At 68.1% G+C, this 17,701-nt stretch carries 17 protein-coding genes; 7 read left to right on the top strand and 10 right to left on the bottom strand.

Going from position 1 to position 17,701, the window contains the following annotated elements; all coding sequences use genetic code 11:
* The first annotated feature begins 13 nt into the window (after positions 1 to 13).
* On the top strand, positions 14 to 1,495 hold the full coding sequence (locus tag MHN80_RS10775; protein WP_239401483.1) for an MFS transporter: 1,482 nt from the start codon (positions 14 to 16) through the stop codon (positions 1,493 to 1,495).
* Positions 1,496 to 1,713: 218 nt separating this feature from the next.
* Here the strand turns inward: MHN80_RS10775 and MHN80_RS10770 are convergent, their stop codons facing one another.
* A complete protein-coding gene (locus tag MHN80_RS10770) occupies positions 1,714 to 2,469 on the bottom strand; it encodes a GntR family transcriptional regulator (protein WP_239401481.1) in 756 nt (251 codons plus the stop codon).
* 36 nt (positions 2,470 to 2,505) lie between these two features.
* Complete coding sequence (locus MHN80_RS10765; RefSeq protein ID WP_239401479.1) at positions 2,506 to 3,657, bottom strand: acyl-CoA dehydrogenase family protein; 1,152 nt, start codon at positions 3,655 to 3,657, stop codon at positions 2,506 to 2,508.
* 153 nt (positions 3,658 to 3,810) lie between these two features.
* On the opposite strand from MHN80_RS10765, the gene MHN80_RS10760 reads away from it, so the two are divergent.
* The 3 genes from MHN80_RS10760 to MHN80_RS10750 are packed head-to-tail and all read left to right on the top strand — an operon-like array spanning position 3,811 to position 6,849.
* A complete protein-coding gene (locus MHN80_RS10760; RefSeq protein ID WP_239401477.1) occupies positions 3,811 to 4,644 on the top strand; it encodes a CoA ester lyase in 834 nt (277 codons plus the stop codon).
* Positions 4,641 to 5,666 carry a MaoC family dehydratase gene (locus MHN80_RS10755; RefSeq protein WP_239401475.1) on the top strand — a complete coding sequence of 342 codons (1,026 nt, stop codon included), beginning with the start codon at positions 4,641 to 4,643 and terminating at the stop codon, positions 5,664 to 5,666. Before MHN80_RS10760 ends, MHN80_RS10755 begins: the two co-directional genes overlap by 4 nt.
* Positions 5,667 to 5,709: 43 nt before the next feature.
* Positions 5,710 to 6,849: a CoA transferase gene (locus MHN80_RS10750; RefSeq protein WP_239401473.1), complete on the top strand. Its 1,140-nt coding sequence runs from the start codon at positions 5,710 to 5,712 to the stop codon at positions 6,847 to 6,849.
* Between the two features lie 269 nt (positions 6,850 to 7,118).
* Here the strand turns inward: MHN80_RS10750 and MHN80_RS10745 are convergent, their stop codons facing one another.
* From MHN80_RS10745 to MHN80_RS10720, 6 genes are all read right to left on the bottom strand, one after another.
* Positions 7,119 to 8,048, bottom strand: coding sequence for a phytanoyl-CoA dioxygenase family protein (locus MHN80_RS10745; protein WP_275447629.1), 930 nt, complete (start codon positions 8,046 to 8,048; stop codon positions 7,119 to 7,121).
* Between the two features lie 252 nt (positions 8,049 to 8,300).
* Entirely contained in the window at positions 8,301 to 9,089 is a 789-nt protein-coding gene (locus tag MHN80_RS10740; RefSeq protein ID WP_101819622.1) for a PaaI family thioesterase, read from the bottom strand.
* Positions 9,086 to 10,456 carry an FAD-dependent oxidoreductase gene (locus MHN80_RS10735; RefSeq protein WP_239401469.1) on the bottom strand — a complete coding sequence of 457 codons (1,371 nt, stop codon included), beginning with the start codon at positions 10,454 to 10,456 and terminating at the stop codon, positions 9,086 to 9,088. Before MHN80_RS10735 ends, MHN80_RS10740 begins: the two co-directional genes overlap by 4 nt.
* Positions 10,457 to 10,533: 77 nt before the next feature.
* Positions 10,534 to 11,721 carry an MFS transporter gene (locus tag MHN80_RS10730; protein ID WP_101819621.1) on the bottom strand — a complete coding sequence of 396 codons (1,188 nt, stop codon included), beginning with the start codon at positions 11,719 to 11,721 and terminating at the stop codon, positions 10,534 to 10,536.
* Positions 11,718 to 12,392, bottom strand: a complete 675-nt coding sequence (locus MHN80_RS10725) for a FadR/GntR family transcriptional regulator (RefSeq protein WP_101819620.1) — start codon at positions 12,390 to 12,392, stop codon at positions 11,718 to 11,720. Before MHN80_RS10725 ends, MHN80_RS10730 begins: the two co-directional genes overlap by 4 nt.
* A gap of 63 nt (positions 12,393 to 12,455) precedes the next feature.
* The gene (locus MHN80_RS10720; RefSeq protein ID WP_239401467.1) at positions 12,456 to 13,106 is read right to left on the bottom strand and encodes a DsbA family protein; all 651 of its coding nucleotides are present in this window, start codon (positions 13,104 to 13,106) and stop codon (positions 12,456 to 12,458) included.
* A 123-nt stretch (positions 13,107 to 13,229) separates the two neighbouring features.
* On the opposite strand from MHN80_RS10720, the gene MHN80_RS10715 reads away from it, so the two are divergent.
* Positions 13,230 to 14,210 carry an ABC transporter substrate-binding protein gene (locus tag MHN80_RS10715; RefSeq protein ID WP_239401465.1) on the top strand — a complete coding sequence of 327 codons (981 nt, stop codon included), beginning with the start codon at positions 13,230 to 13,232 and terminating at the stop codon, positions 14,208 to 14,210.
* Positions 14,211 to 14,280: 70 nt separating this feature from the next.
* Positions 14,281 to 15,567 (top strand): lipase family protein, encoded by a 1,287-nt coding sequence (locus tag MHN80_RS10710; protein WP_239401463.1) that lies wholly within the window; start codon positions 14,281 to 14,283, stop codon positions 15,565 to 15,567.
* 9 nt (positions 15,568 to 15,576) lie between these two features.
* Here the strand turns inward: MHN80_RS10710 and MHN80_RS10705 are convergent, their stop codons facing one another.
* Entirely contained in the window at positions 15,577 to 16,437 is an 861-nt protein-coding gene (locus tag MHN80_RS10705; protein ID WP_239401461.1) for an SDR family oxidoreductase, read from the bottom strand.
* Positions 16,438 to 16,497: 60 nt separating this feature from the next.
* Positions 16,498 to 16,746 (bottom strand): hypothetical protein, encoded by a 249-nt coding sequence (locus tag MHN80_RS10700; protein ID WP_004022279.1) that lies wholly within the window; start codon positions 16,744 to 16,746, stop codon positions 16,498 to 16,500.
* Positions 16,747 to 16,977: 231 nt separating this feature from the next.
* On the opposite strand from MHN80_RS10700, the gene MHN80_RS10695 reads away from it, so the two are divergent.
* The gene (locus tag MHN80_RS10695) at positions 16,978 to 17,652 is read left to right on the top strand and encodes a PAS and ANTAR domain-containing protein (protein WP_239401459.1); all 675 of its coding nucleotides are present in this window, start codon (positions 16,978 to 16,980) and stop codon (positions 17,650 to 17,652) included.
* Positions 17,653 to 17,701: the final 49 nt, after the last annotated feature.

Genomic DNA, 17,701 nt, shown 5'->3' with positions numbered 1-17,701 from the left:
GGAGGTATCTCCCATGGGCCAAGTACGAGGTTCGGCACCCGAACTGACCGACGACACGTCGGACGCCATCGAGAAGGCACCCGCGGGTGCCATCGGCAGCGTCGTGGTGCTCTGTTTCGGCGGTCTGGTCGCCTCGCTGATGCAGACGCTGATCATCCCGATCCAGCCCGACCTCCCCCGTCTCCTCGGGACGTCGATCGGCAACGCCTCCTGGATCATCACCGCGACCCTGCTCGCCGCCGCCGTGGCCATGCCGATCGCCGGACGCCTCGGCGACATGTTCGGCAAGCAGCGCGTCCTGCTGGTGAGCGCGGTGCTGCTCACTCTCGGTTCGCTGATCTGCGCGCTGGGCGATTCGCTCATCCCGCTGATCATCGGGCGCGGCGTGCAGGGCCTGGCCATGGGTTTCATCCCCGTCGGGATGAGCCTCATCCGCGAGATCACCCCACCCCGGATCACCTCGATGGCCGTCGCCGCGATGAGCGCGACCCTCGGTGTCGGTGGCGCGATCGGCCTGCCGCTGGCGGCGTGGATCGTGCAGACCTGGAACTGGCATGCGCTGTTCTATGTGGCTGCCGGCCTCGGCGTCCTCGTCACGCTGGCGGTGCTGATCCTGGTCCCGCGCGTCAACGACGCCGCCGGCGGTCGCATCGACATCCCCGGCGCCATCGGCCTGGCCGTGGGCCTGTCCGCCTTCCTCATCGCGGTGTCGAAGGCCAACGACTGGGGCTGGACGTCCGGCGCCACACTGGGACTGGGCATCGGCGGGATCGTCGTCCTGGTCGGTTGGGGATTCATCGAACTACGCCGGCGTGAGCCGCTCGTCGACCTGCGCACCACCGCACGGCCCGCCGTCCTGCTGACCAACATCGCGGCCGCGGCAATCGGATTCGGCATGATGGCCCAGTCCATCGTGCTGCCGATGCTGCTGCGCCTACCGGAGGCCACCGGTTACGGCCTGGGGCAGTCGCTGCTGGCCGCAGGTCTGTGGATGGCGCCCGGTGGACTGATGATGATGATCTTCGCGCCCGTCTCGGGCATCCTCATCAACCGGATCGGCGCCAAGATCACGCTCGCCATCGGCGCCGCCATTCTGGGATGCGGCTACCTGCTCGCGTTCTTCCTCATGGATGCCGCGTGGAAGTTGATGCTGGCCTCGATCGTGTGCGCCATCGGAGTGGGCGTCGGCTACGCGGCGATGCCGACCCTGATCATGGGGTCGGTCCCGGCCACGGAAGCCGGTGCCGCGGTGGGTCTCAACGGGCTCATGCGTTCGCTGGGCACCACCATCGCCTCCGCCGTGATGGCGCTGATCCTGGCCAGTGCCACGATCTCGCTGGGCGGCACCGAGGTTCCCGACGAGTCGACGTTCACCTGGTGCTTCCTCGTCGCCGCGGCCGCCGCCTTCGTCGGCATGGCGATCACACTCACCATCCCGTCGCACCGCAGATCGTCGAATGTGCCCGAGGAGCAGCCCCTTCCGGCTCGGGGTTGACAGGGATACCGCCACCTGAGTCCCGGCGAGCCACCAACCGCTCCCCGAGGTGCAAGCGAAGCGGCCAACCAACTGCTCCCTGAGGTGCAAGCGAAGCGAGCCACGAAGGGCATGGTGACGTACGTTGCGGCACCCTTCGTGGCTCGTCGCTAACGCTCCTCGCACCTCAGGGAGCGGAGGGGTCGTTCCCTTCGGATCGGCGACCAGAGGGCGCCGGCTCACTCCGACCGCGGATCGGTGGTGCGGCGCAGAGTCACCCGGTACGTGTAGTGCTCGGGCAAGAAGTGACTGACCGCGAGTTCGACTGCCCTACCCCGTGAGTCGGTGTACAACCGGTCGACGCGCAGCACCGCGTGTCCGACGGGGCATCCGAGTCGGGCGGCGGTCCCGGCGTCGGCGACGGTGGCGGTGATCGACTGCGCGCACTCCTCGATCGGATGCACCAGATGGGGTTCGAGCAGTCCGATCATCGTGTGTTCGCTGCGCGCACCGGCTTCGACCTCGGGGGCGTCGATCACCAGGCGCGCGACCGACTCCGGCCACCACACGGTGGTCACGACGAACGGGACCCCGTCGTGAAAGCGCTGGAAGACGATGCGGTACGCCACGTCGGTGTCCAGTCGCAACCGTCCCGCGGCTTCGAGATCGACTCGGCGCGCGGGTGATTCGATGACCTGCATCTCGGTGTCCGCGGACAGGTTCATCAGGTCTTCGATCGAACCCAGTTGGCGCAGATATTGCCCCGCGTTCTCGGTCGCGAAGGTCCCGCGGCCGGGGACGCGGTAGACCGAGCCCTCGGTCACCAGCTCCAGGAATGCGCGGCGGACGGTCTGCCGACTGAGCCCGTGTTCCTGCGACAGTTCGGATTCGGTGGGCAAGCGGACGCCGCCGGCATATATCCCCGCGACGATCTGTGAGCGCAGCTCGGCGGCCAGCGTCTTGTACGCAGGCGCGGACTGATCTGGCTCGTCCATGGAACCCACTCTCCGGCCGGGTCGACGCTCGTCGCCTCAGATACCGCCGCGCGAGACGAGCTGGGCCGCGATCACGTTGCGCTGGATCTCGTTGGTGCCCTCCCCCACGATCATCAGCGGTGCGTCGCGGAAGTACCGCTCCACATCGAACTCGGTGGAGTAGCCGTAGCCGCCGTGGATGCGCACCGCGTTCAGGGCGATCTCCATGGCCACCTCCGAGGCGTAGAGCTTGGCCATGCCCGCCTCCATGTCGCAGCGTTCGCCCTTGTCGTACTGCTCGGCGGCGTGCCAGGTCAGCTGACGCGCCGCGGTGAGCTTGGTGGCCATGTCCGCCAGATAGTTGCCGATCGACTGATGCTTCCAGATGGGCTGCCCGAACGACTCCCGTTGCTGCGCATACGCGAGCGAGTCCTCCAACGCTGCGGTCGCCACCCCGAGCGCGCGGCACGCCACCTGGATCCGACCGGTCTCCAGACCCTTCATCATCTGGCCGAACCCCTTGCCGGGAACCTCGCCCAGGATCGCCGACCGCGGTGCGCGATAACCGTCGAAAGACAGCTCGCAGCTCTCGACGCCCTTGTAACCGAGCTTGGGCAGGTCGCGTGAGACGGTCAGTCCCGGACCGTGTTCGACGAGCACGATCGAGATGCCCCGGTGCCGTGGCTGCGCTCCCGGATCGGTCTTGCACATCAAGGCGATCAACCCGGAGCGTCGCGCGTTGCTGATCCAGGTCTTCGACCCACTGATGACCAGATCGTCTCCGTCGACCTTCGCGACGGTCGTCATCGCCTGCAGGTCCGATCCCCCGCCCGGCTCGGTCAGCGCCATCGTGGCCCGAATCTCGCCCGTCGCCATCCGCGGCAGGTACCGCTGCTTCTGCTCCGCGGTGCCGAACAGCGTGAGGAGCTTCGCGACCACGGTGTGCCCGCCCATCGCCCCGGCCAGACTCATCCATCCGCGCGCGAGCTCTTGGGTGACCCGCGCGTAGCACGGCATCGACACCGGCGAACCGCCGAACTCCTCGGGCACGGCAAGTCCGTAGATCCCGATCTGCTTCATCTGCTCGATCCACTTCTCGGGATAGGAGTTGGCGTGCTCGACCTCCTGCACGGAGGGCTTGACCTCCCGGTCGACGAACGACCGCACGGTGTCGACCAGGAATGCCTCTTCGGCGGACAGCGAGCTCATGACGGGTTCCCTACGATGTACGACCAGATTTGTACGGCCATTTTGTCCACCAGCACGGTCGGTGTCAACACTTCCCATGCACGCGTCGGTCTGATAGAACCGGAACGGCATCGAATTTGGCCGCACATTTGACCTCACACCTTTGGAGCAGCAGTGCAGAGAAGACGAGCCGTCCTGGTCGCGCCGGCCTCCGACGACCGCAAGGCCCGCAAGGCCCTGGGCTCGATCGCCGACGAAGTGGTCCTCGACCTCGAAGACGCGGTGACTCCGCAGAACAAGGACTCCGCGCGTGCGGCGGCCTCCGACCTCGTCGCCGAATTCGGTGCCGACCGCGCGATCTCGTTGCGCATCAACGCGATCGACACACCCTGGGCTGCCGCCGACCTCGCCGCATGTGCACAGATGCCGAACCTGTCGTCGGTCGTGCTGCCGAAGGCCGACTCGCCTGCCGACCTCCGGTCCGCCGACGAACAGCTCGGCCGAGCCCCGGTCCGTCTGCAGGCGTTGCTCGAATCGCCCCGCGGCATCCGTGACGCCGGTGCGATCTGCGCGGCCACCACCAGGCTGGACGCCGTCCTCATCGGGTACGCCGATCTCGCCGCGTCGCTGGGACGCAGTCCCGGCCTGCCGATGCAGACCTGGCACGTCGTCCAGGACTCGGTGCTGCTCGCCGCCCGGGCAGCCGGCGTCGACGTCATCGATGGACCGCATCTGACCATCGCCGACGACGACACCTTCCGCGACGCCAAGCGCTGGGTTCGCGACCTCGGCTTCGACGGCACCTGGGTCATCCACCCGGCTCAGCTGCAGTCCGCCATCGACATCTTCACCCCGGACGCCGCCGCCGTGGAGGACGCACGCCGGGTGCTCGACGCGCTCGACAAGGCTGCCGCCGTAGGTGCCGGCGCCGCCGAACTCGACGGCCGGATGCTCGACGAGGCGCTGGCCGTGTCTGCGCGGCGCGTCCTCGCGAAGGCAGCCGAATGACCCCGCCCGATCGAACCGGCGGCGAGACCATCGCCGTCGGCGGACCCTACTTCGACGAGCTGTTCCACGGGCAGGTCTTCGACGACGCCCCGTCGCTCACGGTGACCGACGGCCTCGCCGCGGCGCACCAGATGATCCTCGGCGATCGTCTACGCCTCGCACTCGACGCGCATCTGTCCGATCGGGTGATCCACGGTGGCACGCTCGTTCATCCCGGACTGGTCACCGACATCGCGATCGGGCAGTCCACCCTGGCCACCCATCACGTGAAGGCGAACCTCTTCTACCGCGGCCTGCGGTTCCTGAGCCACCCCCGGATCGGCGACACGCTGACAACCGTGACCGAGGTGGTCGGGCTGCGCGAGAACAAATCCAAGCCGGGCCGCGCGCCGACCGGGCTCGCCGCGCTGCACATGGTCACGACCGACCAGCACGGCGCCACCGTCCTCGACTTCTACCGCTGCGCGATGCTGCCGCTGTCTCCGGATGCCGATCCCGGGCGGACCGTCCACGCGGACGACCTGAGCACCATCGGACCAGGAACGGACGTGCCACCGTTCCTCCCCGAGTGGGACCTGGCGGTCTACCGTACATCCGCACGCGGACAGCACTTCTCGCCCGACCTGGCCGGCCGCTCCTTCACCTCCAGCGCCGACGTGGTGTCCAGCGCGCCGGAACTCGCCCGGCTCTCGCTGAACATCGCGGCCACCCACCACGATGAGCGGGTGGCCGGCGCGGCCGCCGGCGGACGCCTCGTCTACGGCGGCCACACCATCGGACTGGCTCTCGCGCAAGCGAACCGGGCGCTGCCGAACCTGGTGACGGTCATCGGTTGGGACTCGTGCGATCACACCGGCCCGGTACACGAGGGCGACACCCTCAGTTCGACGATCCTGGTCGAGGAGGCCACGCCGCTGGCCACCGGCGGCGGTGTCCTGCGCCTGCACTCCACCGTCGTCGCACATGGCGTCGACGCGGACCGGGATGTCCTGGACTGGCGTTTCCGCGTCCTGATGGCCTGACCTCACTCACCGCACCGCCCCCCACGTCCCAGGAGTCTGTCGCATGAGCTCGAATCCCCGTCCGCTCGAGGGTCTCCGCGTCGTGGAGGTGTCGAGCTTCGTCGCATCACCGCTGTGCGGCCTGACGCTCTCGCAACTCGGCGCCGAGGTCATCCGCGTCGACCCGATCGGCGGTGGCGCCGATGTCAACCGATGGCCGCTCACGGCAGACGGCCACTCGATCTACTGGACCGGGTTGAATCGCGGCAAGAAGTCGGTCACCGTCGACTTCCGCGATCCCGGTGGCCAGAAGTCGGTGCAGGACCTGGTCATCGACAGCGGCCCGGGCGGCGGAATCCTCGTCACCAACGCGGGTGGGCGGTCGTGGATGAGTCACGAGACACTGTCCGCACGGCGGTCCGACGTCATCACGCTGGAACTACTCGGCCGCACCGACGGCACCCCGGGCGTCGACTACACGGTCAACGCGGCGTTGGGATTCCCGGCGATCACCGGTCCCACCGATTACGCCGGCGTCGTCAATCACGCACTGCCGGCGTGGGACATCGCCTGCGGTCTGTATGCCGCGCTGGCGATCACGGCGGCCGTCCGCCGCCGGGAACAGACCGGTTCCGGGGCACAGATCACCCTGCCCCTCGAGGACACCGCCCTCGCCATCGCCGGGGCGCTCGGATACCTGACCGAACCGCAGCTCGGCGGTGGCACACGCCCGGCGACCGGAAACGATGTATACGGCACCTACGGAACCGATTTCGTGGCAGCCGATGGCGGCCGGTTCATGCTCGTCGCGCTCACCCCGCGCCACTTCCGCGCCCTCGTCGAGATGACCGGGACCGGTGACGCGGTCGCGGCCGTCGAACGGGCGCTGGGCGCGGACTTCAGCACCGAGGACGACCGGTACATCCACCGTGGTGTTCTCACCCCGTTGTTCGCAGCATGGTTCGCGCGGCACACCACCGCGGAGGTCGAGGCCGGCCTGGCAACGGCATCCGTGCTCTGGGAGCGGTACCGAACCTTCGACGAGGTCGTCGAATCGGGTGTCCTGGAGCGCAATCCGCTCTTCGGCGAGTTGGACCAGCCCGGAATCGGCACCTACCTCGCGGCCGGCCTGCCCGCCCGGTTCGACGGTGAGCATCTCTTCGCCGGACCGGCTCCCGACCTCGGCTCGTCGTCCGGGTTCTGACCCTTCGAGGCTCGCTTCGCTCGCACCTCAGGGAGCAGGGGGCGGGCCTTCGCTCGCACCTCAGGGAGCAGGGGACGGGCCTTCGCTCGCACTCAAGGAGCAGGGGGCGGGCCTTCGCTCGCACCTCAGGGAGCAGGGGACGGGCCTTCGCTCGCATCTCAGGGGGGGCGGGCCTTCGCTCGCACCTCAGGGAGCAGGGGGTGGACCTTCGCTCGCACCTCAGGGAGCAGGGGGTGCGCCGCCGGTCGCGAGTCCAGGCGCAGCCGCGCTCACCTGTGCGCCAGATGATCCGGACGTGGCGCGGTCCCGCCGTACGGCTCCTGCAAAGCGTTCGACTTCGCGTTGAAGACGACGAACAGGTTGCTGCGCGGGTAGGGCGTGATGTTCCCGCCGGACGCGTGCAGGCAGTTGGAGTCGAAGTACAACGCAGACCCGGCCGGTCCGGTGATCGTGTCGATACCGAGTTCATCGGCGAGGCTCGCGACGTCCTGCTCCTCCGGCGTCCCGAACGGCGGCCGGTAGGACGTCAGCGATTCCCGGTGATAGTCGCCGGGTGTCGAGCCCACACAGCTGACGAACCGCCGGTGCGAACCGGGAATGATCATCAGCGGGCCGTTGGTCGTGACGTTGGGTGTCAGGGCGAGGGACACACTCAGCGCGCGCGGCGCGGGCATCCCGTCCTCGGCGTGCCAGGTCTCGAAGTCCGAATGCCAGTAGAACGGACCGCCCGCGAACCCCGGCTTGAGGTTGATCCGGCTCTGGTGGATCGTCACGTCATCGTCGAGGATCTGACGGGCGACGCCGACAATCGATTCCCGCGAACAGATCTCGGCGATGACGTCACTGAGCTGATGCGCCGCGAACAGCGACCGCACGTCCCCGCTGGACGACTCGCGGATCACCCGGTCGTCGTCACCGAGCCGCTCGGTGATCGCTTCCACCTCACGGAGACACTCCGCGATGTCGCCATCGGCGAGAACATTTGTCTCCGTGTGGTATCCGCGATCGGCGTATCGGCGGAGCTCAGGGGCGGACAGCGGTCCGGGGTTTCCCATGCTCCCCCACACCGTGTTGTGCGGTCGCGGTTCGATCTGGCTGCGGTGCGCGAGCCGCGTGCGGTAGACGTCGACACCGACGCTCGTCGACCGAGCGCCCGCCGAGACGGTCGGCGCTGCGCTCGTTCCGGCGGTGTCGGGCATCGTGGTTGCTGTGTGAGTTGTCACGATCTCTGCGATCCTTTCCCTCATCCGGCAGGCCGCTCTCGGAGCAGGTGCGCCTCGGCGGCGGGCAAGGTGATTGTGTTGTGCGCGAACGTCGGACGGCGACGCATCGCGATGTGACGGCATCGGTGGCGCGAACGATCTTCACGCGCGCCGGAATCGGCCGTATGTCTGCACCCTGCCAGGGACCGACAACCCCCGCAACCATGCAGGTATGCCGCACGCGAGAGCTCAGATGTGCTGGAGCACGACCGTCGCGATCGCCGCGGGCTTGGCTCCGCGGTTTGCCGCCACCACGCGCACCACCGACAGCGATCGGCCATGGTGCATGACCTCGGATGTGAACGTCGCCGTCTCAGCCGCGTCGCACGGGCGGACGTAGGTGATGTCGACGCTTGTCGTCCGCATGTCGCCTGCGGCGCGGACACACGACGCGGCCGCGAGTTCGGACGCACAGACCAGGATTCCGCCGTGCACGCTGCCCATCCCGTTGGCCGACAGGACCGTGGGCGCCATGCTCAGGACGTTCGGCGCGACCTCGACGAGTCCGAGCTGCTGACGGACCGGCCCGTCCGGGATCTCGAGGATCCGCGCTGACGCCCGCGGGCCGGGTGTCCTCGGCGCGTCGATGAGATGCGACCGCTGGATGATCGTGGCGATCGTCCGGCCCGACGGATCAAGGACGGCCCCGGTGGTCATGGCACCCCGGTCATCTCGCGCCACGAGTTCACCGGTGACATGCAGCGAGGAACCATCGAGGGGCGGGTCGGCGAGGAAGTCCATCCGGATACCGAGCGAGACCGGCCACCGGTGCCGTGGACCAGCGGCGGCGACGAGGTATCCGGTGACGTCGTCGCACGACACGGCCAGAGCCCCACGGCTCACTCCCGTCGCAGGGTCGGCCAGCCACGGTCCGGCCTCGGTGTGGGCCTCACTGCGCTCACCGGAAACGGAGACCTCGCCGATGCGAAGCATCACTTCGGGACCGCCGAGGTGGAAGGCGGATGCGGACGTCGTCATGGCTGCCGGGTGCCCTGCCGACGGAGCTGCGCGTGCTCCAGGATGATGTCGACGGCCCGGGCCGCACTCTGGCACGCGCCCTCCATCGTCGTGGTCCAGTCGGTGCGGGTCCAGTCGCCGGCGAGGGCGAGACCGTCGACCTCGGTGCGCTGGTCGGGACGGATGCCTGCGGTTCCGGGTCGTTGCGCGAAGGTCGATTTCGGCATCCGGACCACGTGGCTGTGGACCACCTCGGCATCGGCCGCCTGCGGGAAGTACCGGCGCAGCATGTCCATCTGGATCTCGGTGATCTCGGCGTTCGTCTTGCCGATGAGGTCATAGGATGCGGAGACCGTCGTCGAGTAGAAGTGGTTGTCGCGCGGTTCGCGCCCGTGCATGCGCTGACGGTCCCAGACCTGCTCGAGCACACCCTCACCGCCGTAGAGGATCTCGCCCCAGTCGGTCATCCCGATCGAGCGGTCGAGATACAGGTTCACGCTCACGATGGGGACGGGGGTCAGGTTCTCGACGGCCCGATAGATGCGATCGTGTCCCGGGACCTGGTCGAGGAGCCCCTTCACACTCCACACCGGTACCGCGCAGATGACGGCATCGGCGGCGATCTTCTCGCCGTCGGCGAGGGTCACACCGCTCACGACCCCGTCGGTCACGTCGATCGACGACACCACCGCGCGGTGGCGGACCTCCACACCGGCGTCGGCGAAACGCTTCTCGGCGCCCTCGATGAACAGCGTGTCGAGATCGACGGTGGGGTATCCGATGGAGATCGGCGTGCGCGTCTCCCGTGCCCGCCGGGCGCCGGTCACCAGCAGATCGGCGGGGACCTTGGCCGAGGAGATGTCCGGCTTGTCCCCGGTGAGGCCGATGACGATGCCGTCCCACAGCGCGTCCCGCGCGGACTGCGGCATGCCGATACGCCGGAACCACTCGTCGGCGGTGATGTCGTCGAGCCAGTCGGGTTGCCGAAATGCCTGGCGTACCAGAGTGATCTGCGCCCGAGCCGTCCGCAGCCGGTCGAGGCCGGTCACGCCGGGCAGGTCGCCGAGCGCCGCGCGGAGTCCGGACACGCCCGCGAATCCGGATCTGCGGGTCGCCCCGCCGGGCATGCGCACCGTCATGTGCCCCGGGAACGCCACGTGTCGGCGGGTGCCCACGCTGTCCAGGTAACGCATGAGGTGTTCGTATCCGCTGGCGAACACGTGCTGGCCGTTGTCGGGGACATCGTCGACGACATGCAGGGGCATCGAGATGGTGCGGCCGCCGAGTGAACCGCGCCGTTCGAGCAGGGTGACACGCTGACCTGCCTCCGAGAGCCACACCGCCGACGCCAGACCGGCGAGTCCCCCACCCACGACCACACAATGCATGCGCCACAGATTAGCGGTCAGGGCTGACCGGTACCGGCGTTGTGCGGATCCACCTGCGGCATCGGGTGGGCTCGGGCTCAGCCGGTCATCTTAACGTTCTTGGCCGCGCCGAGCACAGAGACGGCCTGCGGCACCAGCACGAGACCGAGAACCGCCATCGCAAGCGTCCACGAACCCGTGACGTCGTGAATCCCGCCGATGGCGATCGGTCCGGCTGCCGCAGCCAGATAGCCGACGGATTGTGCCATCCCGGACACCTGCCCCGTCTGCTCCGAACCCGAGCTCCGCAGCACCATGAAGAGGAGAGCCAGACTGATCGACGAGCCGGGCCCGACCATCACGCAGGCGGCCCAGAACCCGGGCCACACGTCGGTGCTCAGCAGACCCACGAAACCGATGGCACACACGGTGATCACCGACAGGGTCACGACGCGCTGATCGGCGAAGCGGCCGGCGACGATCGGCGCGAGCAGTGACATGATCAGCGCGACCACCTGCGCCGACGCCAGAACCGCACCCGCCCGCAGTGGCGACATCCCGGTCTCAACGAGATATTGCGGCAGCCACGCCACGAACGTGTAGAAGATCAACGACTGCGTGCCCATGAACACCGTGATGGCCCACGCGATCGGGTTCGTCAGCAACGACGTCGTCGGCGAGGCAGAGGTCACCCGGTGAACCGAGGGGAGCTGCGGAATCCAGACGACGACGGCCACCACCGCGAGGAGCCCCCACGTGGCGAGCGCGAGACGCCAGTCTCCGCCCAGTGCATCGTTGATGGGCACGCTCACCCCGGAGGCGACCGCGGCTCCACCTGAGAGCGTCATCGAGTAGAGACCGGTCATGAGCCCGGAGCGGTGCGCGAAGTCGCGTTTGATCAGCGCAGGCAACACGACGTTGCAGGTACCGATGGCGGCTCCGATGATGGCCGAGCCGGCGAAGAGTGCTGCTGCGGAGGGAATAAGACGCACGAGGATTCCGGCGATCAGCACGAGCAGCGCGCCGAAGATGACCCGCTCGATGCCGAAGCGGTTGGCCAGGCGGGGCGCAACCGGCGCCGAGATCCCGAAGAACAGGACGGGCAGGGCGGTGAGTAGCCCGGCGACCGCGCTGCTGAACCCGGCGTCGTCGGAGATCACGCCGATGAGTGGCCCGACGGCCACGACGGCCGGTCGCAGATTCGCGGCGACCAGCATCACCCCGACCGCGGTGACGATCACCCCGATTCCGGTCCGCTCATGCGTGGACAGACCCCGCCCGCTCATTCCGGCACCTCGGTGAAGTCGACGTAGGCGTACACCGCCGCACGCGCCGCGCCGGCATCGCCGCGTTCGATCGCATCCACGACGTCGCGATGGCCACGCGGGTGTGACTGCTCAGCCAACGGACGACGCAGCACCGACGGATGGGTTCGAGCGATCGCCTCGGCGATCCCGTCGTACATCTCGATGAGCAGCACGTTGCGGGACGCGAGGACGAGTTCGGCGTGAAAAGCGATGTCGGCCTGGGTGTATCGATCCAGATCGCCGTCGGTCAGCGCATCCTCGGTGCGCGCGAGCAGCGTCCGTAGGCGTTCGACGTCGCGGGCACCCCCACGACCGGCCGCACCGGCCGCCGCCTCGCTCTCGAGCGCACGGCGCACTTCCAGTAGATCGCGTAACTCAGATGGCGCCGAGCGTCGCGCGATCGCTCCGGCGAGCGGACTCCGTCCACGTACATAGGTGCCGTCGCCGCGCCGCGGCTCGAGCATGCCGGCGTGTTCGAGCGCCCGGGCGGCCTCCCGGATCGTGTTCCGTCCCACCCCGAATTGCGCCACGAGCTCGGGCTCGGCGGGTATCCGCTCGCCGATCGGCCAGGTGCCGTCGGCGATCAACTCCTGCATCCGTTGCACGACGAGCTCGCTGGTCCTGCGGGGCGGGATGATCTGGCCGGTCACGCTAAACAACCTAACATCCCATGTTTGAATTCAGGAGCCGCCCGGTCTCGCCGCCCGGATACCTCAGGCGGTGGCCGCCCGGTGCACCGCACCGGTGAGGTCGTCGATGGTGTTCGGCATGAGGCGCTGATCGTCGAGAAAGAACGTGGGGGTGCCCTGCACGCCCAGGGCGAGCCCGTCCGCGACGTCGGCGCGAATCCGCTCCAGCGTGGCCGGACTGTTGTACGCGGTGTCGAACGCTGGCATGTCCAGTCCGAGGTCGATTGCGAAACCGCGGAACACATCGTCGGCAGGAACCCGCTGCTCACCCCAGTGCGCCTGGGTGGCGAACATGCGCTGGTACATCTGCTCGAATCTGCCCTGTGCCGCAGCGGCTTCGACGGCACGGGCCGCTCGCTCGGCGTTCACGTGGCCGGGCATCGGGAAGTAGCGGACCACGAAGGCGATCCGGTCGCCATACGTGCGCCGCAGGTCCTCGATGATCGGGTAGACCGCGCCGCAGGCCTCGCATTCGAAATCGAGGAATTCGACGAATCGCGCGCGCTCGTCGGCCGGGGCCGTCAGGCGATGACTGTCCGGGCGCACCAGGCGATCGTTGGCGACCGTGGTGTCCGCGGGCGCGGGGGCGGGTTCGCGGTCGATGAGCACGGCGACACCGAGGACGACGACGATGGCCACGAGGGCCGCCCATGCGATTTTGGTCGGTCTGCTCATCCGTCCAACGTAGAACCAGCGGGGTCGGCGGCCGGACCGACCCCGCAACGGAACAACCCTCACCTGCCGCCGGGACGACAGCCGCGGTTGATTCGGATGATTGGTTACCCTAACCTAACCTGCATGCATCCGAAGCGGTATCTCGCCGTCCCGTTCCTGCTCGTCGCCGTGCTCGTGTTCGCCCTGGGATGTTCGTCCGGGAATGACGGGAACTCCGGCGAGAACTCGACCGAGTCGACCACCGTCGACCATCAGTACGGGTCGACGGTGGTCGAGGGCACGCCTGAGCGGGTGGTCACCCTCACCGGCGCGACCGCCTGGTCCGATTCGCTCATCAGACTGGATGTCCCCATCACCGCCGAGTTCGTCTCCGCCGGATACTCGGGTCCGGGCAACCGATTCGCGTGGACCCCACCGCACGAGTCCACCGTCATCCCGGTCGATGTCGGCGCCTCGCCGGGCGTCGCCGAGATCGCGAAACTCGATCCGGACCTGATCCTGGCGGGGTACCTGCCCGATCGTGCGGCGTACGACATCCTCGCCAAGATCGCGCCGACCATCCCGGTGATGAGCACCGAGACCGTCAACGACACCTGGCAGCAGGTGTTGAGCACCGCAGGAAAGATCTTCGACAAGGAAGAGCAGGCGTCGGAAGCGCAGACCGAGGTCGAGGCGAAGATCGACGCGGTCAAGAAGAAATACCCTGCAGCACAGGGCAAGACAGCGACCTTCGGCCAGCTGACCCCAGAGCGGCAGTTCGGTGTCGTCACCTCCGACAACGACCCGTCGGCCAAGCTCCTCGCGGAGGTCGGCCTGCGCTTGGACCCCGCGGTCACCGGGCTGTCCGACAACGGCCAGCGTGTCGTCGTCTCGAGTGAACGGGTGGATCTGCTCGGCTCCGATCTGCTGATCTTCTGGCCGTTGGTCGGCGGACCCGAGGTCTTCGGGACGATCCCGGGATGGGATTCGCTGACCGCGGTCCGCTCAGGCGCGACGGTCTTCCTGACGAACGACACCGCCTCCGCGTTCGGCTCGCCGACGGTGTACTCGGTTCCGTGGGCGGTCGACGCCCTCGAGCCCGCACTGGCGAAGCTGACCACATGAGCGGTGCGGTGGACGACGTCGCTGTTGGGTGACCTCTCCCATCCCGGCCCATTCGATGTTTAGATGAGCCATGTCGTTCGGGGTGCGCACGAGTTGGCTGCGCGTGGGAGTCATCGGTCTTGTCGTCGGCGTGATCGCCGGAGTGCTCGCGAGCGCACCTCCCGCGCAGGCGGCACCCGGCCCGGGTTCGCCGCTTCCGTCGGCCGATCCGTTCTACTCGTACAACGGCTCGTTGGCCGGGGTGGCACCCGGCGCGGTGCTCCGCAGCCGCCCCATGCAATTCCGGACACCGACGCTGTCCACACCGATCACCGGCTCGCAGGTGCTCTATCGCACCACCGACCAGTTCGGCGAGAGCGTGGTGACGGTCGCGACGGTGCTCCGACCGCTGACCCCGGGCCCCACCCGACTGGTCTCGTACCACATGGCCTACGACGCGCTGGGTTCGCAGTGCGACCCGTCCTACACACTCAGCGGTGGCTACACCAACGGCACCGCGACCGCCGAACAAGGCGTCATCGCAGGCTATCTCGCGGCCGGCTACACCGTCGTGGTGCCCGACTACGAGGGCGAGAAGCTGCAGTGGACCATCGGCCGCCAGTCGGGGTACGCCGCGCTCGACGGCGTGCGCGCCGCGCAGTCGTTCCTGCGGTTGCCGCGGTCGACCCCCGTCGGCCTGGTCGGTTATTCCGGCGGGTCGATCCCGACGCAGTTCGGCGCCGAGGTCGCGCCGCGATACGCGCCCGAACTCAACATCGTCGGCGCCGCCGCCGGCGGCCTGCCCGTGGACCTCGCACACAACCTGCCGTACATCAACGGCAGTGCGAAGTGGGCGGGCGTGATCCCGGCACTGGTGGTCGCCTACCAGCGGACCTACCGCCTCGACACCTCGACCTTCCTGTCGGCACGCGGCAAGCAGGTCGCCCAGGACGTGAGCGACGAGTGCATCTCGGAGTTCGCGTCGAAGTACGCGGGTCTCACGAGCGCGGACATGGTCAAGCCGGCCTATACCGGGTTGCTCGACGTGCCGCAGGTGGTGCGCGCGATCAACGACAACATCATGGGCCGGTCGGGCACCCCGTCGACGAAGATGCTTCTCGCGGTGGGTCACTACAACGCGATCGGCGACACCTTGATGATCACCGGCGACGTCATCGGCCTGGCGAACGAGTACTGCTCACGCGGCGTCGACATCACATACCGCCAGATCAACGGCCTCACGCATCAGGAGGCGTTCCTGCCGTTCGAACCCCTTGCCCTGCAATACCTGACGGAGCGGTTCGCAGGTGCTCCGACGCAGAGCAACTGCGGTTCGCTGCCGCGCGGGAACAGTTTGGCACCGCTCCCGGTGCCCTGAAACCCGCGCCTAGCCCGGGAGCGTCTCGCCGCCGATCGGCGCGAGGACCTCGCCGGTGTAGTACGACGACAGCTGTTCGGCCGCGAAGAACACGTATGACGGCGCGATCTCGTCGGGCTGGGCGGCGCGCCCCATGGGCGCCTGCGTACCGAAGTCCTTGACCGCGTCGGCAGGCATCGTGGCCGGGATGAGCGGCGTCCAGACCGGGCCGGGAGCGACACAGTTCACGCGGATCTTCCGCTCCATCAGCGACTGTGCGAGCGAATAGGTCAGCGCGAGAACCGCTCCCTTGGTCGCCGAGTAGTCGATGAGACTGTCGTTGCCGCGCAGGCCGTTGATGGACGACGTGTTGATAATGGCGCCGCCGCCGGTCAGGTGCGGGACGGCGGCGCGGGTGGTGTGGAAGAAGCTGTCGATGTTGACGGCGAACGTGCGGCGCCACTGCTCCGGCGTGAGTTCCAGGAAGTCGTCGACGATCTCCTGGTAGGCGATGTTGTTGACCAGGATGTCCAACGCTCCGAGTTCATCGACGGTTCGCCTCACGACGTCCGCGCAATGCGCCGGGTCGGCGAGGTCGCCGCGATAGGCGCGAGCCTGCCGCCCCTCCGCTTCGATCAGTCCGACGGTGTGCCGCGCATCGTTGTCCTCCTCCAGATAGGCGATGGCGACGTCGGCGCCCTCCTTGGCGAAGGCGACCGCGACCGCTCGGCCGATCCCCGAGTCACCGCCGGTGATGAGGGCGGTCTTGCCCGCGAGCAGATCGCGTCCGCGGTAATCCCGCATCTCGTCGCGCGGGCGATCACCCATCTCGTCGGTCTCCCCGGGGTACGGGATCGTCTTCGCCACGTGCTCGGGATTCTCGTCACTCATGGGCGGCGGATGCCCGAGCGGGCGGAGCCGGAAACATCACCTGAGGCCCCCGCACGCGGCTCAGGGATGCTCGTCGGGAATCTCCTGGTCGAGCTTGTCGTCGAGGGACTCCCCTTCGCGCTGTTCCCGGGCGGTCGTTCCGGTGCGGTCGCTGGCCGACCAGTCCTCCGGCGGATCCATGCCCTCCTCGAGCGGATCCCGTCCGAGACGGTCCTCGTCGAGGTCCTCGAAACCCGCCGTCGACGTCAGATCGGGGTTGATGCCCTCGGTCGCTGCTGTCGCACTGTCACCCACGTTGTCGGTGCTCATTCTCGTCCTCCTCGTCGTGACCGGATTCGGTGTTCGGGTCGGAGCGCGTCGCGCGCCGCCGGCCCACGCGCACGCTGGTACCCGGGCGACACGGTGCCGAAACGATCTCCGCGAGTCCGGCACGACGACACGGACCAGGCCGATTCCCGCTCGGCACGACAGCCAGGTAAGCTCATTTTTCGCCCGAGACCGCTGGCATCCTTGTTGAGTTTGTGGTTTGTAGGGGTGAGGGTGACAGACGCCAACGATCACACCGCCGGCGAGTCCCGTATCAGTCATGTCGGCAGTTTTCGATTCCTCTTCGACACCCAGGAATGGGAGTGGTCCGACGAGGTCGCCGAGATGCACGGGTACCGGCCCGGCGAGGTCACTCCCACGACCGAGTTGATCGCCGGGCACAAGCACCCAGACGATCGGCAGTCGTTCGAGCAACTGCTCGCGACCATGCTCGAGCGCCGCATCCCGTTCTCGAGCCGACACCGCATCGTGGACACCCAGGGTCAGATCCGATACGTCGCGGTCGTCTCGCAGCAACTGACCGACGAGGCCGGAGCCGTCGTCGGCGCCGAGGGCTTCTATCTCGACCTGACGGCGATCGAGGAGAAAGCGGTCAAGGATCGCGTCGACGAGCACGTCGCGCGTTTCCGCGAGCACCAGGGCGTCATCGAACAGGCCAAGGGCATGATCTCGCTGGCCTACGGGGTCAGCGCCGATCGCGCGTTCGAGGTCATGCGGTGGCGATCGCAGACGGCGAACGTCAAGGTGAACGAACTCGCTCGGTCGATCGTCACCGGGGTCCACAAATACGTGGTGCTGCCGGACCCGGTCCGGCAGTCCTTCGACCACCTGCTGCTCAACGCGCACCGTACCGACGGCCAGGGGACCCCACACTCGAACTCACACTGATCACCACACCGCTCGCCGCTTTCGTCGACGGTTTCGACCGACGCCGTTC

This window comes from Gordonia sp. McavH-238-E (assembly GCF_022348225.1).
Classification (GTDB): Bacteria; Actinomycetota; Actinomycetes; order Mycobacteriales; family Mycobacteriaceae; genus Gordonia; species Gordonia terrae.
The sequence above is the reverse complement of the archived record's forward strand: the minus strand, read 5'-3'. Positions and strand labels throughout refer to the sequence as shown.

What these genes read in the sequence shown, in the direction of transcription:
- MHN80_RS10775 (WP_239401483.1), top strand. Translation starts at nt 14, where the DNA reads ATGGGCCAAGTACGAGGTTCGGCACCCGAACTGACCGACGACACGTCG.
- MHN80_RS10770 (WP_239401481.1), bottom strand. Translation starts at nt 2,469, where the DNA reads ATGGACGAGCCAGATCAGTCCGCGCCTGCGTACAAGACGCTGGCCGCC.
- MHN80_RS10765 (WP_239401479.1), bottom strand. Translation starts at nt 3,657, where the DNA reads ATGAGCTCGCTGTCCGCCGAAGAGGCATTCCTGGTCGACACCGTGCGG.
- MHN80_RS10755 (WP_239401475.1), top strand. Translation starts at nt 4,641, where the DNA reads ATGACCCCGCCCGATCGAACCGGCGGCGAGACCATCGCCGTCGGCGGA.
- MHN80_RS10750 (WP_239401473.1), top strand. Translation starts at nt 5,710, where the DNA reads ATGAGCTCGAATCCCCGTCCGCTCGAGGGTCTCCGCGTCGTGGAGGTG.
- MHN80_RS10745 (WP_275447629.1), bottom strand. Translation starts at nt 8,048, where the DNA reads ATGCCCGACACCGCCGGAACGAGCGCAGCGCCGACCGTCTCGGCGGGC.
- MHN80_RS10740 (WP_101819622.1), bottom strand. Translation starts at nt 9,089, where the DNA reads ATGACGACGTCCGCATCCGCCTTCCACCTCGGCGGTCCCGAAGTGATG.
- MHN80_RS10735 (WP_239401469.1), bottom strand. Translation starts at nt 10,456, where the DNA reads ATGCATTGTGTGGTCGTGGGTGGGGGACTCGCCGGTCTGGCGTCGGCG.
- MHN80_RS10730 (WP_101819621.1), bottom strand. Translation starts at nt 11,721, where the DNA reads ATGAGCGGGCGGGGTCTGTCCACGCATGAGCGGACCGGAATCGGGGTG.
- MHN80_RS10720 (WP_239401467.1), bottom strand. Translation starts at nt 13,106, where the DNA reads ATGAGCAGACCGACCAAAATCGCATGGGCGGCCCTCGTGGCCATCGTC.
- MHN80_RS10715 (WP_239401465.1), top strand. Translation starts at nt 13,230, where the DNA reads ATGCATCCGAAGCGGTATCTCGCCGTCCCGTTCCTGCTCGTCGCCGTG.
- MHN80_RS10710 (WP_239401463.1), top strand. Translation starts at nt 14,281, where the DNA reads ATGTCGTTCGGGGTGCGCACGAGTTGGCTGCGCGTGGGAGTCATCGGT.
- MHN80_RS10705 (WP_239401461.1), bottom strand. Translation starts at nt 16,437, where the DNA reads ATGAGTGACGAGAATCCCGAGCACGTGGCGAAGACGATCCCGTACCCC.
- MHN80_RS10700 (WP_004022279.1), bottom strand. Translation starts at nt 16,746, where the DNA reads ATGAGCACCGACAACGTGGGTGACAGTGCGACAGCAGCGACCGAGGGC.